The sequence below is a fragment of the Citromicrobium bathyomarinum genome (assembly GCF_038594485.1).
Classification (GTDB): Bacteria; Pseudomonadota; Alphaproteobacteria; order Sphingomonadales; family Sphingomonadaceae; genus Alteriqipengyuania; species Alteriqipengyuania bathyomarina_A.
The window spans coordinates 388,954-403,933 of sequence record NZ_JBCFZG010000004.1 but is presented as its reverse complement, the minus strand read 5'-3'; the positions used below and the strand labels follow the sequence as shown (position 1 = coordinate 403,933).

Here is a 14,980-nt window from a genome sequence, read left to right as displayed (position 1 = left end):
CTTTCCCGCAGGAATGTAGGCGCGGGAGGATGAATGACAAGTTGCCTCGTGCGCGCGCTAGAAGCTGAAGGCCCGGCGGGCGAGCCCATCGCGCGCAGGTGAGGGCGCACGCGCCGGGGCCGAAGGCACGGACTGCCGCGCCGAAGCAGCATTGCGGATCGGCACGACACGCGATTCCTCGTGCGCGCGGAGTTCGGCAGGATTATGCTCCGGGCGCGGGAGAGCGCGCGGGCCACCGCCCTGCGGCGGCCCGGCAAGGCCCAGCTGGGCCAGCTTCGATTCGAGCGCGGCGTGCAGCTGCTCGAACCCCTTCGAGGCGGGGGACCAGTTGGCGAAGGCGGCGATCGGCTCGCGCCGCACCGCGACCTGTTCGACATGCGAGCTTTGCGGGATGACCGGCCAGTTTGCCGCCGCGTTCTCGCGCACCCAGCGGTGCAGCTTGCGCCGCTGGTCGTACATCGAAAGCACCGGCAGAACGGGCGGGTGGCCCGGACGCTTGGCCAGTTCGTTGCGGATGAAGCCGAACGCGCGGGCGGCAAGCGGCGAAGCGGGCAGCGGCACGACGATCAGGTCCGCCGCCTCCATGATCTGCTCGCTCACCTCGTTGATCATCGGCGGGCAGTCGAGCACGATACGCGGATAGTCGCCCTTCATGAAAGACAGCATCTGCGCCAGCCGCTTTTTCGCGCCGATGCGGGCCAGTTGCACCGGCAGATCGCGCAGGCTCTGGTCCGCGCCGATCAGCGAAAGCCGGTCGAATTTCGTGGATTCGATCAGGTCGCGCGGGGCGCGGGCATGGTGGAAGGCGGAGATCGCGCGCTGCACCTTGCGTTCTTCGTGGCCGAGCAGGAAGCCCGCCCCGCCCTGCGGATCGAGATCGTAGAGCAGGGTTTCGTGCCCGCCGACCTGCGAGAAGCGCCACGCCAGATCGACCGCCATGGTCGTTTTCCCGACCCCACCCTTCATGCTGTAAACGGCGATGACGGCCATGTGCGCTTTCCCCCTGCTGTGCGGTCCGAATCGGTTCTTCGGAAATGCCTGACTATCGTTAATCAAACACTGTCCAGCCGCCCGTTCAACCGCACAATGCCGCCAAACCCGGGGTGGGACACGCCTTCGCGAACAGGTTAACGCAAGGGTCTGTTGGGCGCTCTACCAGCCCACACCTCAGCCAGGCCAACCCACTGGTATTATCCAATTGGTTTGCCCGGGCGGTGTGCGGGCCGGTGCCGAGGCTACGAGTCCATGCGTCACATGCTGCGCGCGATCACCATCTTCATGATTTCGTTCGATCCGCCGAAGATGCGCGTCACCCGGCTGTCGCGGAACATCCGCGCGATGGGGTAGTCGTTGATGTAGCCCGATCCGCCATGCAGCTGCAGGCACTTGTCGACCACTTCGCCCTGCAGCTCGGTCAGCCACAGCTTGGCCATGCACGCTGTCGGCACGTCCAGTTTGCCTTCCAGGTGTTGCGCGATGCAGTGGTTGACGAAGACCTTGGCGGCGGTCGCCCGCGCTTTCAGCTCGGCCAGCGTGAACTGGGTGTTCTGGAAATCCCAGATCGTCTTGCCGAAGGCCTTGCGCTCCTTGGTGAAGGCAAGCGTTTCCTCCAGCGCGCGTTCGATCGTGGTCATCGCCCCCATCGCGATGATCAGGCGTTCCTGCGGCAGCTCGCCCATCAGCTGGTAGAAGCCCTTGCCTTCCTCCCCGCCGAGCACATTCTCCGCCGGAACGAATACATCGTCGAAGAACAGTTCGCTGGTGTCCTGTGCCTCGAGCCCGATCTTGTCGAGCTTCTTGCCCCGCTGGAACCCTTCGGCCCCTTCGGTCTCCAGCAGCATCAGCGAAATGCCCTTGGCCCGCTCGTTGGGGTCTGTCTTGGCGACCACGATGATGAAATCGGCGATCTGGCCGTTCGAGATATAGGTCTTTGCGCCGTTGATCTTGTAGCCGTTGCCGTCCTTCAGCGCAGTGGTGGTGATCGATTGCAGGTCCGATCCCACGCCCGGCTCGGTCATCGCGATCGCGCTGACGAGGTCGCCCGAAACGAGCCGTGGCAGGTATTTCTTTTTCTGCTCTTCGGTGCCGTGGCGCACGAGGTAGGGCAGGATGATCGTATTGTGCAGGCTGGCGGCAAAACCTTCGACGCCGTGCTGCCCCTGCTGGTCGATCACCACCATCTCGTGCCGGAAATCGCCGCCGTGGCCGCCATATTCCTCGGGCACCGACGCGCCGAGCAGGCCCGCCTCGCCCGCCTCGCGCCAGAACTCGCGGTCGACCTGGCCTTCTTCGCGCCACTTCAGGACGCGGGCTTCGGGGGCGTGCTTTTCGTAGAACTTGCCGACCGCGTCGGCGAACACCGCGATCTCTTCATCGTCCATGAATTCGGGCTGCGGCACGTCGATTGCGGGCATTGTCGGTCCTCTCCAAAGGTTTTCGTTTTGCGGGCGAGCCTATCAAATCGGTTGCGAACTGCAATCGATTTGCTCGCGCCGGCAGGCGTGCACAATCCGGCTAGGCACGGTTCATATTGTCGGCTCTAGATCGGGCGGATCAAATGCAGCGGGATGGGAGTTTCGGGCGATGTTTTTCGGGACGGCAATGGTGATCGCGGCAGCCGCGAGTGCGACGGCAATCCCCTCTTCCTGGCAGCCGGTCAGCGTCGGCGACTGGCAGGTCAGGCCATCACACGGGACCTGCGGGATGATCGCTCCGCTGGGGCGGACGGGATCGGATGCCATTCTTGGCGCGATGACGCTGGCCCCGCGCCCCGACGGTTTCATCATCCTTACGCTCGCCCGCGCAGGCTGGCGCCTTCCGGAACAGGAGGGCACGATCAAGATCTGGTTCGACGACGGCTATGGAATGTTCCGCCCGATCTACGACCAGCCCGCCGACCTCCTTCCGGAGGGAGGCAACGGAATGGTCCTGACGCTCGTCGACCCGGACTTCATAGCCATTGCGAGCCGCAAGTCCTCGATCGATGTCGTGGTGGAAGGCCCTGCGCTGGGCGAGCCGCAGCGCATGACGATCCCGCTCGGCGATCTCGAAACTGCAGCGGACGAATTGGAAGCCTGTCTCGCGGGGGGCTGACGCCCGGCCTTCAGGAGATGACCCCCGCCTCGCGTAGCTGAGCCACCTGGCTCTCCTGCACGCCGATCCCGGCGAGGATGCCATCCGTATCGTCGCCCGGCATCGGCGCAGGCGCGGGCCTGGCGGTCGCCGTGCCCGAATAGCGCGGTGCGGGCGCTGGCTGCGGGCTGTCCGCCACGTCGACGAAGGTCTCGCGCGCCACGTTGTGCGGATGCTCGCGCGCCTCGCTCATGGTCAGCACGGGGGCGTAGCAGACGTCGCTATGCTCCAGCAGTGCATCCCACTCGGCGCGGGTCTTGGACTTGAAGATCGCGGCGAGCTTGTCCTTGAGCGCGGGCCACTGCGCCGGGTTCATCTGCGCGTCGAAGTCCGGATCTTCGGCGAGGCCGAGCCGCGCGCGCAGCTCGGCATAGAACTGCGGTTCGATGCTGCCGATGCTGATGAACTTGCCGTCGGCGGTCTCGTAGGTGTCGTAGAAATGCGCGCCCGTGTCGAGCAGGTTGGCACCCAGATCCTCGCGCCAGACACCCTGGTTCGCCATGCCGTGAATCATCGCCATAAGCACCGCCGTGCCATCCGTCATCGCAGCGTCGATCACCTGGCCCTCGCCGCCCCGCGCGACGCTGAGCAGCGCCGAGACCATCCCGAAGGCGAGCATCATCCCGCCGCCCCCGAAATCGCCGATCATGTTGATCGGCGGCGTCGGCTTGCCCCCTGCGCGCCCGAAATGGGCGAGCGCGCCGGCGAGAGCGATGTAGTTGATATCGTGGCCGGCGTGCGGAGCATAAGGCCCGGTCTGCCCCCACCCGGTCATCCGTCCGTAGACGAGCTTCGGATTGTCGCCGAGCAGCACCTCGGGCCCCAGCCCGAGCCGCTCCATCACGCCGGGACGGAAGCCCTCGATCAGCCCGTCGGCACTGGCGCACAGCTTGCGCGCGAGTGCGATGCCCTCCTCGCTTTTGAGGTTGAGCGCGATCGACTTGCGCCCGCGCGCCAGCACATCCTTGTTCGAGATCGGCTGCGAACCGCCGCGCCCGCCACTCGCACGGTCGATGCGGATGACTTCCGCGCCGTGGTCGGCCAGCATCATCCCGCAGAACGGGCCCGGCCCGATCCCGGCGAATTCGACGATGCGCAGGCCCGCCAGCGGGCCCGCCATTACTTGCCCTTCCAGTTCGGTGCGCGCTTCTCGGCAAAGGCGGCCGCACCTTCGCGCGCGTCGTCGCTCATGAAAATCGGGGGCATCAGCTTGCCCTGCTGTTCCCACCTGGTGTCGAGGCTCCAGCCGCGCGATTCCTCGATGATCTGCTTGGAGACCTTCACCGCCAGCGGTCCGTTGGCGGAAATGCTCTTCGCCAGCTCCATCGCGCCGTCCATCGCGGAACCATCGGTCACCCGATTGATCAGGCCGAGGTCGTAGGCACGCTTCGCGTCGATGAAATCGCCGGTCAGCGCCAGCTCCATCGCGACCTTGTGCGGGATCTGGTCGGGCAGGCGCAGCAAGCCGCCACCCGCCGCGACGAGCCCGCGCTTCGCCTCGGGAATGCCGAATTTCGCATCCTTGTTGGCGACGACCAGATCGCACGCGATCATCACTTCGAGCCCGCCGGCCAGCGCGTAGCCTTCGACCGCGGCGATGATCGGCTTGGCGGGGCTCTTCTGCGTCAGCCCGCCGAACCCGCGCCCTTCGACCACCGGGCTCTCGCCGCGCAGGAAGCCTTTCAGATCCATGCCCGAACAGAAGGTGCCGCCCGCCCCGGTCAGCACGGCGACGCGCAGGTCGTCCTCGGCGTCGAGCCGGTCGAGCGCGGCGGCGATGCCTTCCGCCGCCGCCTTGTTCATCGCGTTCTTCGCTTCGGGGCGGTTGATGGTGATGACGAGCACGCCGTCCTTCACCTCGGTCAGAAGGTCTTCGCTCACATTCTCTCTCCCATAGGTATCGCTTTGAAACCGATGCTGGAGAAGCGCGCCCGAACGGTCAAGCTGCTATGCAGCGATCTGCCAGTGCTAGAGCGAAAGCTTGCCGGCCACCTGCTCGGCAATCGAACGGTAGGCATCGGCAGCACTGCTGTCGGGCGCGGCGATCACGATCGGCACGCCTTCTTCCGCCTGCCGCATGATCGCCGGGTCGAGCGGGATCTGGCCGAGCACGTCGAGCCCCCGCTCGCGCGCCGCATCGACCGCACCGCCATGGCCGAAGATGTCATGTGCGCTGCCGCAGTCGGGGCAGATGAACTGGCTCATGTTCTCGATCATGCCGAGTACCGGCACCTCGATCTGGTCGAACAGGTCCTGCGCCTTGCGCGCATCGATCAGCGCGATGTCCTGCGGGGTGGAGACGAGCACTGCGCCGTCCACCGGCACGCCCTGCATCAGGCTGAGCTGGACGTCGCCCGTGCCCGGCGGCAGGTCGACCACCAGCACGTCGACCGGGCCGCCATCGTCCCATGCGACGCCGTGAAGCAGCTGCTTCATCGCCCCCATCACCTTCGGCCCGCGCCACACGGTCGCGCGTTCTTCGGGCACCAGATGCCCCATCGAGATCGTCTTGATCCCGTGGCGGAGCACCGGGCGGATGCGATCGTCCTCGGCAAACTTCGGCCCCTCGCCCGCGCCGAGCATGCGCGGGATGCTCGGCCCGAAGATGTCGGCATCGAGCAGCGCGACCTTCAGCCCGCGCGCGGCGAGCGCGAGGGCAAGGTTGGTCGAGGTGGTCGATTTGCCCACCCCGCCCTTGCCGCTGGCCACCGCGACGATCTTTGCGACCCCCGGCAGCGCCACGGGCGAAGGCGGCTTGGGTGTCGGAGCAGCGCGGCGGGCATGGGCGGGTTCGCTCGGCGGGCCATCGCGCTGGGCTGTCAGCGCGACTCGCACCGACTTTACGCCGGAAAGCTTGCCAATAGCCTGTTCGCACTCCTTGGCGACCGTCTCCATCGCCTCGCGCGCGGACGCATCGATGGCGAGGATCACGGTGACTGCGCCATCCCTGATCGCAATCCCCTCGACATTGCCGGAAGAAACCAGGTCAGTGCCCGTCTGGGGGTTGATTATCGCGCCGAGGGCCCGGCGCACGCGCTTTTCGGAGAGGGGGCGAAGCATGGTGTGCCTCCTAGAGGGCGCTTGCGCACGAGTACAGCGCAACGCAGAGGTGCGGCGTCGCACATGCGTGTGTTGATGCAATCCTGCGAACAATCGGGTACGAAGCACCATGGATTTGCCCACCGAGGTCCTTGCGGAGAACGCCCGGCAGGCCACCGAACTGCTGAAGTCGATGGCGAACGAACATCGGCTGATGATCCTGTGCCTGCTGGCAGAGCGCGAGATGCACGTCGCCGAACTGGGCGAACGGGTGCCCCTGTCTCAGTCGGCGCTGTCGCAGCACCTCGGCGTGCTTCGGCGGAGCGGTCTGGTCCGCACGCGGCGCGATTCGCGGCTTATCTGGTATGCGCTCGAAGGCAAGGAAGCGCAGGCGGTCATGGCTTCGCTCTACCAGCTTTATTGCGGTGTACCCTCGACAGAGCAGGCCTAAGGCTGCTGCTGCCCGCTCACAATTGCGGGCGCAGCATCTCCAGATCGTAACCGGCTTCCTGCGCACGGCGGAGGCGCTCGTCCGCGTCGAGTTGATCCGGATTGGAGAGCAGCCACAGTGCGGTGCTGCGGCGACCCGATGCGCAATAGGCGAACACGGGCGCATCGGCGCTGCGCAGGATTTCGCCCTGCTTCTCGACGATCTCGCCCGGTAGCGTTCCGCCGACCATCGGGTTGGCGTGGAAGGCAATCCCCGCCGCCTCTGCCGCCGCCGCAACCTCAGCTATCGTCGACTGTCCCGGAGCCTCTCCATCCGGACGGTTGCAGATGATCGCGGTGAAGCCCGCCGCCTTGATCGCCTCGACATCGGAGGGTTCGATCTGGCCGCTTACGGAGTGCTTTTCGGTGAGCCGGTTGGCCTGCATGGTGAACCTAGTCCTTCCTGTTCGACGGGAGCGCCGCGTAAAGCGCCATACCGGCAATCATCGCGACCACAAAGGTGGCGGCAGGCACCGGCGAGGTGCTGAGCGAGGCGATGCCCGGGCCGGGGCACAGGCCTGCCAGCCCCCAGCCCGCACCGAACAGCGCCGATCCGCCGATCAGGCGCGCGTCGAGTTTCGTCGTGCCGGGCAGCGAGAATGTCTCGTCGAGTGCGGGCCCCTTCATCTGCCGCTGGATCGCCCAGGCACCGGCCATCACAATCACCGCGCCGCCCATCACGAAGGCGAGCGTCGGGTCCCACGCACCGAAGATATCGAGGAAACCGCGCACCCGAGCCGGGTCCATCATGCCCGACAGCGCGAGCCCGGCGCCGAACAGCGTGCCCGAGAGAAGTGCGACGAACCAGCGCATCACCAGCCACCTCCCAGAGCGTTCACGATCGCGACCGTAACCATGCCCGACGCGATGAAGGTGGCGACCGCTGCGAGCGAGCGCGGCGAGAGCCGCGACATGCCGCACACGCCGTGGCCACTGGTGCAGCCCGAGCCGAGCCGCGTGCCGAAACCGACCAGCAGGCCGCCTGCGATCAGCCAGCCAAAGCCCGGTGGATAGTGTGCCTCCATCGGCCCTGCGATCCCGGCAAACAGCGCACCGCCAAGGACCAGCCCGGCAACGAATAGCGCCGCGATCGCCCATGGTGTGCCGGTGGCTTCGATCCGGATGGCGCGGACGAAAAGGCCGGAGACACCCGCGATTCGACCGAGGCCAAGCAGCATGATCGCGGCAGAAGCGCCGATCATGAGGCCACCGACCAGTCCCTCGACCGGTTGTGCATCGGGAAATCCAGGCAAAATCATAGCACCGACGATCCCGGAGCAGTGAAAGGAGAAAGGGCAAGCGTCTTCATATGAGTGATATCTAATATATAACGCGCGCGCGTCAAGGCCTGGTCAGTTCGCGCGTTTCCAACAAAGCGAAAGGAACACCGTCCCGGCGATCCGTCTGAAATCGAGCGGAACGTTCCTGTTGGAGAAGTCGTCGCGCCAGACGGTTGACACCGGTATCAAACCTACTTAACCCGTCGCGTTGTTGACACCGGTATCATCGTCGCATCAGAACGACGTGAGCTGTGGGAAATGGGAGAGAGGAATGCTAAAAAGTCGGATGAGCTTGGTTTCGCGTACGCTTTCGTCGTCGGCGATGGGTGTGGTCATGCTGGCGGGCTTTGCGCTCCCCGGCACCGCAGCTCACGCGCAAACCAGTCAGGATGATCCCGCGGCCCAGGCCGAGCCCGAGAGCGCGCAGGAAGATAACGTCATCGTCGTCAGCGGCTTCCGCGGGTCCCTGAAAGAAGCGCAGGACATCAAGCGCGATGCAGTGAACGTCGTCGACAGCATCGTCGCCGAAGACATCGCCAAGATGCCGGACCTCAACATCGCCGAATCGATCCAGCGTATCCCGGGCGTCGCGGTCTCACGCGAAGGCGGCGAAGGTCGCAACATCACCCTTCGCGGTTTCGCCCCCGATTTCACCCGCACGACCCTTAACGGCATGGAAGTGCCCGCCAGCTCGGACGGTCTCGATTCGGGCGGCTTCACGATCAACTCCGGTCGCTCGTTCGACTTCCACATCTTCGCATCCGAGCTGTTCAACCGGATCGATGTGCAGAAGTCGCAGCGCGCCTCGATCGAGGAAGGCGGCATCGCCGGCACGGTCGATCTCTACACCGCGCACCCCTTCGATTATCCCGGCCTGACCGTGGTTGGGTCGGCGCAGGCGGGCTACAACTCGCTGAGCCAGAAGGTCGATCCCCGGCTGACCGCGCTCGTCAGCGATACCTTCGCAGATGGCATGATCGGGGTGCTGTTCTCCGCCGCCTATTCGGAACGTACGGTGCAGCAGGAAGGCTTCGGCACTGTCCGCTATACCTCGCCCTACGAAACCGGCGACAGCTGGGCGGATACCAATCCGACCGTCATCGGAACCGTCGATGGCAGCTGCGGCGCAGCCGACCCGCTCGACTGCCTGTGGGCGCCCCGCCTGCCGCGTGCGGACTATTTTGGTAACGACCAGAAGCGGCTGGGCCTGACCGGCTCCATCCAGCTTGCGCCGACCGATGGCCTGGAGCTGTCGTTCGACTGGCTGCATTCGGAACTCGAGAACGACCGCCGCAACTACAACTCCATGGAGTGGATTCTCACCCATGGGCAACCGGGCAATTTCACCGGCCAGACGCCGCTCGAATTCGTGGTCGGGCCGGACGGCCGGCAGCTGATCGCGGCATCCTTCGACGACGTGACGAGCTGGTTCGAAAGCCGCTACCAGTACTCGAAATCGACCTTCAACCAGTACATGTTCAACGCCGACTATGACGTCAGCGACAACATCAAGTTCTCGGGCCTGGTCGGATACGCCGAGGACAAGGCCGACCGCACCGAACTGCGGTTCTACACCCGTTCCGATCCGCACCCCTACAGCTACGATCTCCGCGACAATCCCTTCGTCGCCGAGGTCGATTATGGCGGATGGAACCCGAACGATCCCAACAACTTCGTCGACGCGCAGACCTCCGGCAACCGGATCAACAACGTCGACAAGGAAAATTTCACCACCAAGGGCGACTTCGTTTACGAGGGCGACCGGTTCAGCGTGCTGCTGGGCGCGGCGTATAACGACCGCTCGGTCCGCTACGAAGAGGGCTATGGCGACGCCGTCACAAAGTCCGTGCTGGACTATATCGTCCCCTTCCCGATCGACAATTTCGGCCGCGGCCTCGACGGCACGCTGGTTCCCTTCGCCGTGGTCGACTTCGAAGGCTTCCGGTCCGCAGGCGGCTTCCCCGCAGGCTACACCATCGACGAAGGCAAGGGCTGGAAGGTTTCCGAAGAAACGATTGGCGGATATGTCGAGGTCAATTCCGATTTCGATATCGGCTCGATGGTCCTGCGGACCAATGCCGGTCTTCGTTACGTGAAAACGAAAGTGACGTCGGAAGCCGTCCTCAACGGCACCAATGTCGAGCAGGGCAACAGTTACGACAATTACCTGCCGTCGGTGAACCTGGCGCTGGAAGTGACGCCGGAATTCATCGCCCGGTTTGCCTACGGACGCAGCATGACCCGCCCGGGCCTCGGCTCGCTCAACATCGCGGGGCCCAGCTTCGGTTACACGACGCGCACCGTCAGCAATCTCGGCAACCCGTCATTGAAACCGTACGAGTCGAACGATCTCGATCTGTCGCTCGAATACTACACGCCCAATGGCGGGCTGGTGGCCGTTGCGCTGTTCAACAAGGACATCGTGACCTCGCTGAAGACCGACGTGGTCGAACAAATGATCGACCCGGTGTTCTGGCCGGGCATCTACGCGGACCCGATCTACGATCCTTCGTATAACGCAGACCCCGCGCAGGTGCCGTACACGTTCTACATCCCGGTCAACAGCGACGATGGGAACCACGTCCGCGGCGTGGAAGTGACCGTGAACCAGCCCTTCACGTTCCTGCCGGGCATGCTCCAGTATTTCGGCATCGCCGCAAACTACACGCACGTGTCGGCCGAAGACTCGACCGGGCTTTCGCCCAACTCGTACAACGCGACGCTGTACTACGATCACGAGGATTACGGCGCGCGCCTGTCGGTCAACAAGCGCGACGACTACCTGCTGAGCGAACCGGGCGGCAACGGCCACGTGCAGGAGCGCAAGTTCGGCCCGACCCATGTGGACTTCTCCGCATACTACAACGTGACGGACAAGTTCACGGTCACCCTCGAAGGGATCAACATTACCGACGAGAAGGAATTGATCTATGGCACCGGCTATGGCGATCAGTACCTGCCTCGCGAATACAGCCACACCGGCGCGCAGTGGTTCCTGGGTGTTCGGTACACCTACTAAGGCCCGCACGTGCTGACTGGGTTTCTCACCAAAAAGGCGGCGGCAATCTCCATGGTTGCCGCCGTCTCGCTTATGCCGCTTGCAGGATGCGCAGCGCCGGCATCTGCCGACCCGCCCATTGCGTCGGTGCCGCAGAACCGCACCGACGATCACACCCGCCTCCTGGACGATAGCTACACCGTGTCGCAGCGCTGGGAAGCCAACAGCCCTGCGCATCCGGAATTCGCCATCCCGACGCTTGAGGTTGGGGATGGGCGCCGGATCATGTTCGACCGCCTCTACGCCAAACGCGGATCGCGCGAGCTTCATGCGGACATCTTCCTGCCCGCGCCTTCGGACACGCCTTCGCAGGTTCTCGTGCTGGTGCACGGCGGGGCCTGGCGATCGGGCAACAAGTCGAACTTCTATGCAATGGCCAACCTGCTCGCGCAGCGCGGTTATGCAGTCATCCTTCCCGAATACCGGCTGGCGGTCGAAAGCCCCTATCCCGCTGGCCTGATCGATGTGAACGCCGCCATCGACTGGACCATCCGCAATGCCGGGATGCTCGGCATCGACCCCGCCCGCGTTGCGATCGGCGGCGAGTCCTCGGGCGGCCAGCTGGCAGCACTGATCGCATACACAGGCGGCACCCCGCTGTTTGCGGACGGCACAGCGAAGGCGCCGCGCGTGAATGCGCTGATCGATCTGGACGGCGTGCTCGACTTCACCACCCCGCTCGCCCTGCGCTACGAAAATGCCGCAGGCGAAGATTCCGTCGCCGCGCGCTGGCTGGGCGGCTCGATGGAAACCGCGCCGCAGACGTGGAAGGAAGCAAGCGCGACCACTCACCTGAGCGCCACTTCGCCGCCGACCCTGATCGTCAGCGGAGAAGACGACCGTTTCACCGCCGGGCGCGACGAAGTCATCGCGACACTGAAGACAAACGGCACTCCGGTCCGGCACGTCCATTTCGCGGGTCTGCCGCATACGTTCTGGCTGTTCGATCCCTACCTCGGCCAGGTGGTCGATGCGATCGATGGCTTCCTGCAAGACGCCTCTGCCAGCCGCCCTCAGCAATCCAAGGAATGATCCGTTGAAGACCCCTCTCCGCCTCGCCACGCTGACGGCAGCCCTGCTCTCGTCCAGCGCCTGCATGACCGTGCCTCCACAAGCCGGAGCGCAGCAGATCGAAGTCAGCAAAGAATGCGGCGCAAGGCCGGCCTGCTTCGCCACGCTCAACGGCGCGATCCAGTCCCTCGATCCGGCAGGCAACTCGCCGGTGCATATCGAAATGGGCCCCGGCCGATACGAAGAACGCGTCGTCATCGCGCGGTCCAACGTCACCATCGACGGCGCGGGCCGTAGCGAGACCATCCTCCACCACGATCTCGTCGCCGAGAATGCCGGCAGCTATCACCGCGACGGCTGGGGCACCGCCGGATCGGCCACCCTCACGCTCGCCGGGCAGGACATTCGTATCACCGGCATGACGATTGAGAACGATTTCGATTATCTCGCCAATGACGCCTTGCCCGACGGCGATCCTCGAAAAATCGGCAAATCGCAGGCGCTTGCCGTGCTGCTCGACGAAACCAGCGACAGGGTGATGCTGCGCGATGTTGCGCTGCTCGGCTATCAGGACACGCTGTTCGCCCACGGCGGGCGGGCGGTGGTCCGCGACAGCCTGATTGCGGGGAATGTCGATTTCATCTTCGGCGATGGCCAGCTGCTGATCGAGGATAGCGAAATCCGCTCCCGCCCCCGCAGCGGTGTCGACGACGATGGCTACCAGTCGTACATCGCCGCCCCTTCCACCCAGCTTTCGCAGCCGGTCGGTATCCTGTTCCGCAACTGCCACCTGACGCGCGAAGCGGGCGTGCCCGATGGCAGCGTCGCGCTCGCCCGGCCGTGGCATCCGACCACCAGGTTCCCCGACGGTCGATACGCCGACCCGCAGGCCGTGGGCATGGCGGTGTTCGCCGATTGCGAGATGGACGCGCACATCGCGCCCGCGCACTGGACCACCATGGCAGGGACCGCGCGCGACGGCACCAAGACCGACATCTTCCGCCCGCAGGATTCGCGTTTCTGGGAAACCGGCTCGACCGGGCCGGGCGCACGCTACCAGGACATCGGCATAACCTGGCACCCGGAACTGAGCGTGGATGAGATGAGCCGCATCATCACCCGCGGCTGGGCCGAGGACTGATGACCGCCCTTCGCTGAGCCACCGTCCGTCATAACATCGTTGCAGCCCGGGGGAGGCCCGCCCCCGGCACTACACCTACTTGGCAAACACCGAAGGCAGCCAGAGCGACAGGAACGGCACGTAGGTCACCAGCGCCAGCGCGGCGATCAGCGTCAGGTAGAACGGCCAGATCGTCCTCACCAGCTTGGTCACCGGGATCTTGCCCACCGCAGAGCCGACGAACAGGACCGACCCGACCGGCGGCGTGACCAGGCCGATGCCGAGGTTCAGCATCATGATGATCCCGAAGTGGACCGGATCGACGCCGACACCCATCGCCACGGGCAGGAAGATCGGCGTCGTGATCACGATCAGCGGCGCCATGTCCATGAACGTCCCCAGCACCAGCAGCATGATGTTGATGATCAGCAGCGTCAGCAGCGGGTTGTCGGTGATGACCGCGATGAGGCTGGCGAGCGCTGCGGGGACTTCCAGCAAGGCGAGCGCGAAGCCGAAGGCGGTGGCGGTCGCGATGATGAACAGCACCATCGCCGTGGTCCGGGCGGATTTGCGCGCCGCGCCCCAGAATTCCTTCCACCCGAGGCTGCGATAGACCAGCGTCCCGACCAGGACGGTATAGATCACCGCGATTGCGGAGCTTTCCGTCGGCGTAAAGATCCCGCTCAGAATGCCGCCCATGATGATGATCGCGGTCATCAGGCCGGGCAACGCCACGGCCACCGCGCGGGCAAGGGCCCGCCAGCCGGGAAAATAGCCTTTGGGCAGGTTGCGGCGGCGCGCGACGAGCCATGCGGTCATCATCAGCATCGCCCCCGTCAGCAATCCGGGGAGCACGCCCGCCATGAACAGGTCGCCGATCGAAACGCCGATACCCGAAGCGGCGGAGTAGATGATCATATTGTGCGATGGCGGGATGAGCAGGCCGACGATGGCGGCGGTCACCGTCACATTGACCGAATAATCGAGCGGATACCCCTTGTCCTTCATCAGGGGCACCATCGTCGAACCGATTGCGGAGGCGCTGGCGATGGCCGAGCCCGACACCGCGCCGAACATCATCGACGCGCCGACATCGACCAGGCCGAGCCCTCCGCGGACCCGCCCCACGGCGGCATCGGCAACGCGCACGAGCCGCTCGGCAATGCCAGCGCGGTACATCAGATCGCCCGCGAAAATGAAGAACGGGATCGCCATCAGGGTGAAGACGCTGATCCCCGCAGCCGTCCGCTGGACGGCCACGATCAGCGGGATGTCCATCACGGCGAAACAGGCGATGGCGGACCCGAGCAGGGCAAAGCCGACCGGCACGCCAAGGATCAGCAGCGCGAAGAGCACCGCGAAAAGAACCAGCAATTCCATCAGTCGTCTTCTTCGTCAGGTTCGAATGGGAGCCCGGTGAAGACCCGAGGCAAGGCGAACAGCGCCATGAGAAGGCCGGATACCGGCATCGGGAAATACGCCACCGAACGGCTGATCCCGAGCGATGCGATCACGTTACCGCGCACCGCCCAGCACAGCTGCGCGCCGAAGATGCACAGCACGATACCCAGCAGGAAAATGACCAGCGCGACCATCCGCCGCACCGCGACAGCCCGTTCGCCCAGTCGCTCCTCCAGCAAGGTTATGCGGATATGGAACTCTTCGTAAACGCCTGCAGCGGTGACGAACATCACATACCAGATCATCAGCACCAGCGATGCCTGTTCGGTCCACGATGGGCTCGATTGCAGGACGAACCGCCCGAACACCTGCCAGCCGACGATGATGGCCATCAGGACCAGGCCGATCGATCCCAGTCGGACCAGCCAGGCGGACACCGTGCGCGCCATG

15 protein-coding genes are annotated in these 14,980 nt (G+C 64.9%); 5 read left to right on the top strand and 10 right to left on the bottom strand.

Annotated elements, in window-relative coordinates; genetic code table 11:
• Nucleotides 1-57: 57 nt before the first annotated feature.
• Both AAG591_RS07635 and AAG591_RS07630 read right to left on the bottom strand, forming a co-directional pair.
• Nucleotides 58-990 carry a ParA family protein gene (locus AAG591_RS07635; protein WP_342530516.1) on the bottom strand — a complete coding sequence of 311 codons (933 nt, stop codon included), beginning with the start codon at nt 988-990 and terminating at the stop codon, nt 58-60.
• 260 nt (nt 991-1,250) lie between these two features.
• Nucleotides 1,251-2,414: an acyl-CoA dehydrogenase family protein gene (locus AAG591_RS07630; RefSeq protein WP_342530515.1), complete on the bottom strand. Its 1,164-nt coding sequence runs from the start codon at nt 2,412-2,414 to the stop codon at nt 1,251-1,253.
• Between the two features lie 169 nt (nt 2,415-2,583).
• Between AAG591_RS07630 and AAG591_RS07625 the strand changes: the two genes are divergently transcribed.
• A complete protein-coding gene (locus tag AAG591_RS07625) occupies nt 2,584-3,093 on the top strand; it encodes a hypothetical protein (RefSeq protein WP_342530514.1) in 510 nt (169 codons plus the stop codon).
• Nucleotides 3,094-3,103: 10 nt separating this feature from the next.
• On the opposite strand, the gene AAG591_RS07620 is transcribed toward AAG591_RS07625, so the two are convergent.
• From AAG591_RS07620 to AAG591_RS07610, 3 genes are all read right to left on the bottom strand, one after another.
• Nucleotides 3,104-4,252, bottom strand: coding sequence for a CaiB/BaiF CoA transferase family protein (locus tag AAG591_RS07620; RefSeq protein ID WP_342530513.1), 1,149 nt, complete (start codon nt 4,250-4,252; stop codon nt 3,104-3,106).
• Nucleotides 4,252-5,013, bottom strand: a complete 762-nt coding sequence (locus AAG591_RS07615) for a crotonase/enoyl-CoA hydratase family protein (protein ID WP_342530512.1) — start codon at nt 5,011-5,013, stop codon at nt 4,252-4,254. Before AAG591_RS07615 ends, AAG591_RS07620 begins: the two co-directional genes overlap by 1 nt.
• Before the next feature lie 87 nt (nt 5,014-5,100).
• Nucleotides 5,101-6,192 carry an Mrp/NBP35 family ATP-binding protein gene (locus tag AAG591_RS07610; protein WP_342530511.1) on the bottom strand — a complete coding sequence of 364 codons (1,092 nt, stop codon included), beginning with the start codon at nt 6,190-6,192 and terminating at the stop codon, nt 5,101-5,103.
• A 109-nt stretch (nt 6,193-6,301) separates the two neighbouring features.
• On the opposite strand from AAG591_RS07610, the gene AAG591_RS07605 reads away from it, so the two are divergent.
• Complete coding sequence (locus AAG591_RS07605) at nt 6,302-6,622, top strand: ArsR/SmtB family transcription factor (RefSeq protein WP_342530509.1); 321 nt, start codon at nt 6,302-6,304, stop codon at nt 6,620-6,622.
• A 16-nt stretch (nt 6,623-6,638) separates the two neighbouring features.
• On the opposite strand, the gene AAG591_RS07600 is transcribed toward AAG591_RS07605, so the two are convergent.
• The 3 genes from AAG591_RS07600 to AAG591_RS07590 are packed head-to-tail and all read right to left on the bottom strand — an operon-like array spanning nt 6,639 to nt 7,919.
• The gene (locus AAG591_RS07600) at nt 6,639-7,046 is read right to left on the bottom strand and encodes a protein tyrosine phosphatase family protein (RefSeq protein WP_342530507.1); all 408 of its coding nucleotides are present in this window, start codon (nt 7,044-7,046) and stop codon (nt 6,639-6,641) included.
• Nucleotides 7,047-7,053: 7 nt separating this feature from the next.
• Nucleotides 7,054-7,473, bottom strand: a complete 420-nt coding sequence (locus AAG591_RS07595) for a DUF6691 family protein (RefSeq protein ID WP_342531234.1) — start codon at nt 7,471-7,473, stop codon at nt 7,054-7,056.
• Nucleotides 7,473-7,919, bottom strand: coding sequence for a YeeE/YedE family protein (locus AAG591_RS07590; protein WP_342530506.1), 447 nt, complete (start codon nt 7,917-7,919; stop codon nt 7,473-7,475). Before AAG591_RS07590 ends, AAG591_RS07595 begins: the two co-directional genes overlap by 1 nt.
• A gap of 307 nt (nt 7,920-8,226) precedes the next feature.
• Between AAG591_RS07590 and AAG591_RS07585 the strand changes: the two genes are divergently transcribed.
• From AAG591_RS07585 to AAG591_RS07575, 3 genes are read left to right on the top strand one after another with little or no spacing between them, the layout of a single operon-like run.
• Complete coding sequence (locus AAG591_RS07585; protein ID WP_342530505.1) at nt 8,227-10,959, top strand: TonB-dependent receptor; 2,733 nt, start codon at nt 8,227-8,229, stop codon at nt 10,957-10,959.
• A gap of 9 nt (nt 10,960-10,968) precedes the next feature.
• Nucleotides 10,969-12,030 carry an alpha/beta hydrolase fold domain-containing protein gene (locus AAG591_RS07580; protein ID WP_342530504.1) on the top strand — a complete coding sequence of 354 codons (1,062 nt, stop codon included), beginning with the start codon at nt 10,969-10,971 and terminating at the stop codon, nt 12,028-12,030.
• A gap of 4 nt (nt 12,031-12,034) precedes the next feature.
• Nucleotides 12,035-13,150, top strand: a complete 1,116-nt coding sequence (locus AAG591_RS07575; protein WP_342530503.1) for a pectinesterase family protein — start codon at nt 12,035-12,037, stop codon at nt 13,148-13,150.
• A 75-nt stretch (nt 13,151-13,225) separates the two neighbouring features.
• On the opposite strand, the gene AAG591_RS07570 is transcribed toward AAG591_RS07575, so the two are convergent.
• Nucleotides 13,226-14,509 (bottom strand): TRAP transporter large permease, encoded by a 1,284-nt coding sequence (locus tag AAG591_RS07570; RefSeq protein ID WP_342530502.1) that lies wholly within the window; start codon nt 14,507-14,509, stop codon nt 13,226-13,228.
• Entirely contained in the window at nt 14,509-14,979 is a 471-nt protein-coding gene (locus AAG591_RS07565) for a TRAP transporter small permease (protein WP_342530500.1), read from the bottom strand. Before AAG591_RS07565 ends, AAG591_RS07570 begins: the two co-directional genes overlap by 1 nt.
• Nucleotide 14,980 lies beyond the last annotated feature (1 nt).

Coding starts and splice junctions, on each gene's coding strand:
- AAG591_RS07595 (WP_342531234.1), bottom strand. CDS start 7,473: ATGCGCTGGTTCGTCGCACTTCTCTCGGGCACGCTGTTCGGCGCCGGG.
- AAG591_RS07630 (WP_342530515.1), bottom strand. CDS start 2,414: ATGCCCGCAATCGACGTGCCGCAGCCCGAATTCATGGACGATGAAGAG.
- AAG591_RS07585 (WP_342530505.1), top strand. CDS start 8,227: ATGAGCTTGGTTTCGCGTACGCTTTCGTCGTCGGCGATGGGTGTGGTC.
- AAG591_RS07565 (WP_342530500.1), bottom strand. CDS start 14,979: ATGGCGCGCACGGTGTCCGCCTGGCTGGTCCGACTGGGATCGATCGGC.
- AAG591_RS07635 (WP_342530516.1), bottom strand. CDS start 990: ATGGCCGTCATCGCCGTTTACAGCATGAAGGGTGGGGTCGGGAAAACG.
- AAG591_RS07600 (WP_342530507.1), bottom strand. CDS start 7,046: ATGCAGGCCAACCGGCTCACCGAAAAGCACTCCGTAAGCGGCCAGATC.
- AAG591_RS07610 (WP_342530511.1), bottom strand. CDS start 6,192: ATGCTTCGCCCCCTCTCCGAAAAGCGCGTGCGCCGGGCCCTCGGCGCG.
- AAG591_RS07625 (WP_342530514.1), top strand. CDS start 2,584: ATGTTTTTCGGGACGGCAATGGTGATCGCGGCAGCCGCGAGTGCGACG.
- AAG591_RS07620 (WP_342530513.1), bottom strand. CDS start 4,252: ATGGCGGGCCCGCTGGCGGGCCTGCGCATCGTCGAATTCGCCGGGATC.
- AAG591_RS07570 (WP_342530502.1), bottom strand. CDS start 14,509: ATGGAATTGCTGGTTCTTTTCGCGGTGCTCTTCGCGCTGCTGATCCTT.
- AAG591_RS07605 (WP_342530509.1), top strand. CDS start 6,302: ATGGATTTGCCCACCGAGGTCCTTGCGGAGAACGCCCGGCAGGCCACC.
- AAG591_RS07590 (WP_342530506.1), bottom strand. CDS start 7,919: ATGATTTTGCCTGGATTTCCCGATGCACAACCGGTCGAGGGACTGGTC.